Here is a 3,984-nt window from a genome sequence, read left to right on the forward strand (position 1 = left end):
ATGGCTAAGATTAGCCCACGGTTTCCCGATTAACTGATAACTGATCAACCAAAAAACCTACTGAGGTGCAAGGCTGTGGGAGATGCTGAAACGAGTTCAGCATGACGTGGATATGGTTGCTTTTGCGGTAGCCGTTACTATGAGAAATATACTAATAACCTGTTTTCTGTTTTTCCTGATTAACTGATAACTGATCAACCAAAAAACCTACTGAGGTGCAAGTCTTGTGAGATGCTGAAACGAGTTCAGCATGACGTGGGTATGGTTGGCTTTTGTGGTAGCCGTTACTATGAGAAATATACTAATAACCTGTTTTCCGTTTTCTGATTACCTGATAACTGATCAACCAAAAACCTACTGAGGTGCAAGGCTGTGGGAGATGCTGAAACGAGTTCAGCATGACGTGGATATGGTTGCTTTTGCGGTAGCCGTAACTATGAATGATGAACTAGGACCTGTTTCCTGTTTTCCGATTAACTGATAACTGATCAACGAATAACCTACTCTGGTGCGAAGTCTTGTGAGATGCTGAAACGAGTTCAGCATGACGTGTTATGGTTGCTTTTGCGGTAGCCTCAACTTTGAACATTAAACCTTGAACCCTTGAACTGCTTCCCCGAAGCAATTACGTCAATTGCCGTATTGAACTGCGCGTGCCCTGCGGATAAGTTTGTAGCGTACAAACTCCCTTGCATCTATGCGTTCCAAAAATCGAGCTTTCTTACTTTCATTAGTCTTACTGGTTGCCTTCGCTTGTGACCCTAAAGAAGATATTGATCCAACTGTTGAGGCTGCACAAAACATAAAGTTCAGCCAGTTAATGCCAACAACGGCCTATGCCACGGCCACATCCATCATGGTCAGCCCGAATGAAAAGTACATGATCTTCTTCGGTGCTCATAAGCCGTTTTACTCAAAAGACGGTGGGCAAACAGTTGAAGAGCTTTTCGTTTCTGGTAATGCAGATAATATTCCCATCAATATCAGCAACGATGGTTTGTTCGTGTATGGCGGTGGTGTTTACGACCTCGATAATATTCGTTCGGGTTCGGCAGCCATTCACTATGCCACTGGTGTAACCGATTCGGGCAAGTTGGTCTACATTCAGAATGATGGTGCCAATGGCAAAACCTTCTTCCTTGATGATAACGGAACCTACGTGAGCACAGGTGTTCGTCTGGAAATAGGCGAAGAGTTCTACCTCGGTACCTGGGGCGAAAAAATGGGTTTCTTCGATTGGAGGAACAGAATCATTGCTGAGTTCGATGTAAGCACACAAACCTATACCCAAACTACTTTGACCGACATGAACTATTCCAGAATCTATGGTCCTGGAAATAGCCGAAACAAAGTAAAAACCGCCTACAGCTATGGCTATTTCGCTTATGCTAAGGAGGGTGGCGTAATCATCGTTACCCCGGAAAAGGAAATTCGCTATTACGATTATCCTGAAGATTACCGCATTTGGCAGAACACAGAAGGGGGCATGAAGCTCTATAAGGATCATGCCTATGTGAATATTTTCGATCGATGGGGAGTGCCTAAAATGCATGTGACTACGGATGATTCTATGGAGCCTGTCGATCATGGTTTTGCCGTTTGCCATGTGGGTGAAACGGTCTATACACAAGGCTTTATAGAGAATGGCGATCGCTTCAGAGGCGGAATCATCAAAACCGAAAATGGTCGTGAGGAATATCTGCCATTGGATATGGGTTATCAATATCCATCAGGCTATATGTTTGGGAAGACTTATGTAATTGGCAACTACGCTTATGCCGAAGACAAAGTGTTCGATAAGAATAGTGGTACTTATGCTACTTCTCCGACAGGCGAGATCACCAGTATTTTGCACGATGGTGGAAGAACAATTGCTTACACCGAAACAGGTACTTACACCACAACCAATGGAAGGGATTGGAATCTTGAAAGTACAAATCCACCCGCCCCTGAATTGGTAGCCAAAGGCGCTGATGGTATTTACCATGCGCTGACAGTTGAAATAAAGGTTTACGTTTCGCCAGGCACCCAAGCCAGAACCTATTCAGCTGATTTAAAAGCCTATACCTCTGGCAACGGTATCGATTGGACGGAGGTGTCTGGTTCGGCTACCAATCATTTGGGCTACGGGCCTCGACTGATCAGTTCTGATGGTACCGTGTACACCGTAGATACCAATGCCGGAAGCATAGGGTCAGCAAAGTTGAGTGAAGATTATGGAGTCACCTGGCAGGGAATATTAGATGATAGAAACTTGACGAAAGATGAGCCACTGCCTGAGGGGTTTAAGACAAGTCATTTTGAGTTGAGCACAGGAAAATTTGTATCTATCGTGTTTGAATTTGATGAAAAAATGGGGATTTCTATTTGCGACAGCTCAACCGGAGGATGTACAGAACAAACGCTTCAAGTGAGTTTCGATGCGGCTGATATGTATCAGTTCGATGAAGAAATTACCATCACCGCTAATGACGAGTTTGTATTCAATACCATCAACGGCATTTACATTTCTAGCAGCCTGAAATAAGCATGAAAGAGCAACTCCCACTTTCACCTGAAGACATTGGTAAGCTGAGAAAACAGCTGATTCCTATGCTGATTTTCCCATTTGCCGTGGTGGCCATGTTTGCAGTGTTTTATAAGCTGGCCTTCAGAAATATGGACGATAGTTTCTTTCAAGACGGCATCAGCGAGAAGATTTTCATGGGGTTTGGGGTGCTGTTTCTAAGTATTCTCGGCTATATGGTTTGGACTTCAGTTATCGACATCAAAAGAGGATTCAAATACCGAATAACCGGAGTGGTAACAGACAAGCGACTGAATGTGCAGACTTCATCTTCGCATAGCTCAGCAGGTGGCAGATCAGGCAGCTCAAGAACCAGTTCCAGCACTACCAGACACTATTACCTCTATATCAACGATGAGGAGTTCTCGGTAGACTATAAGCACTATACTCGCGTAAAAGTGGGCTCTAATGTAGTGTTGGATAGGGCTCCAAAATCCAGATTAACGCTCTCTTTAACCGTCTTGTCTAAGGAAGCCGAAGATCTTCAGGCTTCAAACAACATGCGGGCAGAGAACATGAAGTTTCTGGAGAGCCAGATGCAGGAAGAGCGTTTTAGCGAAAAGGATTTTGAAGCACTGAAGAAGATTTTTAGAGCGCAAACCAGAAAGCGACTACTATTTATGCTGCCCTTTGTGGTCATCGTTTTTGGAATGATTACCAACGGACTTCTGGGCTTCCTCATCATTATGTTTCCTCTGTTTATCGTTCCATTGTGGCAAGGAGTGAGCGCCATGCGCAGATGGGGTGAATACATTAGAAACAAGGGTTATGCCCACAAACGCGGAGTCACTGCTTTGGTAGAAGACAAGCTCACTGTTACGGGCAACCGCAGACGCGGAGTGAACAAAGTCATCACCACAAAAGGCACATTACCGGTAAGCACTGTGCTTTATGATCAGCTGAGCGTAGGAGAGAAGATCATCATTTTCTTTCCCAAATACGGCAAGCAACCGCTAAGTATTATGAAGCTAAATAAGGAGGAGTTTTATCTGTTCTAGGTGACTAAGTAATTCGGGAATTGGGAAGTTTGTGAATAGAAAAACCCGGTTTTTTCATCCTGAGCAAAGCCGAAGGATCCGCCAGATTGAATTGTCATTGGTTATTTAGGGGGTCAGGGAATTGGTGAATTAGTATTCAAGGGTCAGAGAACAGATGCAGTCAGTTTAATCCGTCATTCTGCAGTCTCCCACAGTTTTGTTCTTTAAGCTAGGATGGTCTTTAGTTGAGTCGCAGGTTTACACCTGTTTAATTGAGAAAGGCAGCACGGACGGTGCTGCTTTTTTGATAACGGTCTCGGGTATGAAACGTAGGGCATTTCGGAGCTTCAAACTTGTCCACCGAGACAATGCTTGCTATGGGGCCGAAACTTGCGGAAACCACTATCCGCCCTATGTTTTTATACCCATTGTGTGTGCCTT

The 3,984-nt window shown here is 44.4% G+C and carries 2 protein-coding genes; both read left to right on the top strand.

Features of this window, described 5'->3' with window-relative positions; translation table 11 throughout:
* The first annotated feature begins 697 nt into the window (after positions 1-697).
* The gene (locus tag B3763_RS05180) at positions 698-2,527 is read left to right on the top strand and encodes a hypothetical protein (RefSeq protein ID WP_286744413.1); all 1,830 of its coding nucleotides are present in this window, start codon (positions 698-700) and stop codon (positions 2,525-2,527) included.
* Between the two features lie 2 nt (positions 2,528-2,529).
* Entirely contained in the window at positions 2,530-3,564 is a 1,035-nt protein-coding gene (locus B3763_RS05185; protein ID WP_286744416.1) for a hypothetical protein, read from the top strand.
* Positions 3,565-3,984: the final 420 nt, after the last annotated feature.

This window comes from Roseivirga sp. UBA1976 (genome assembly GCF_002336325.1).
Lineage (GTDB): Bacteria > Bacteroidota > Bacteroidia > Cytophagales > Cyclobacteriaceae > Roseivirga > Roseivirga thermotolerans.

Excerpts from the sequence above, each read along its gene's own strand:
- B3763_RS05180 (WP_286744413.1), top strand. The coding sequence starts at position 698 with ATGCGTTCCAAAAATCGAGCTTTCTTACTTTCATTAGTCTTACTGGTT.
- B3763_RS05185 (WP_286744416.1), top strand. The coding sequence starts at position 2,530 with ATGAAAGAGCAACTCCCACTTTCACCTGAAGACATTGGTAAGCTGAGA.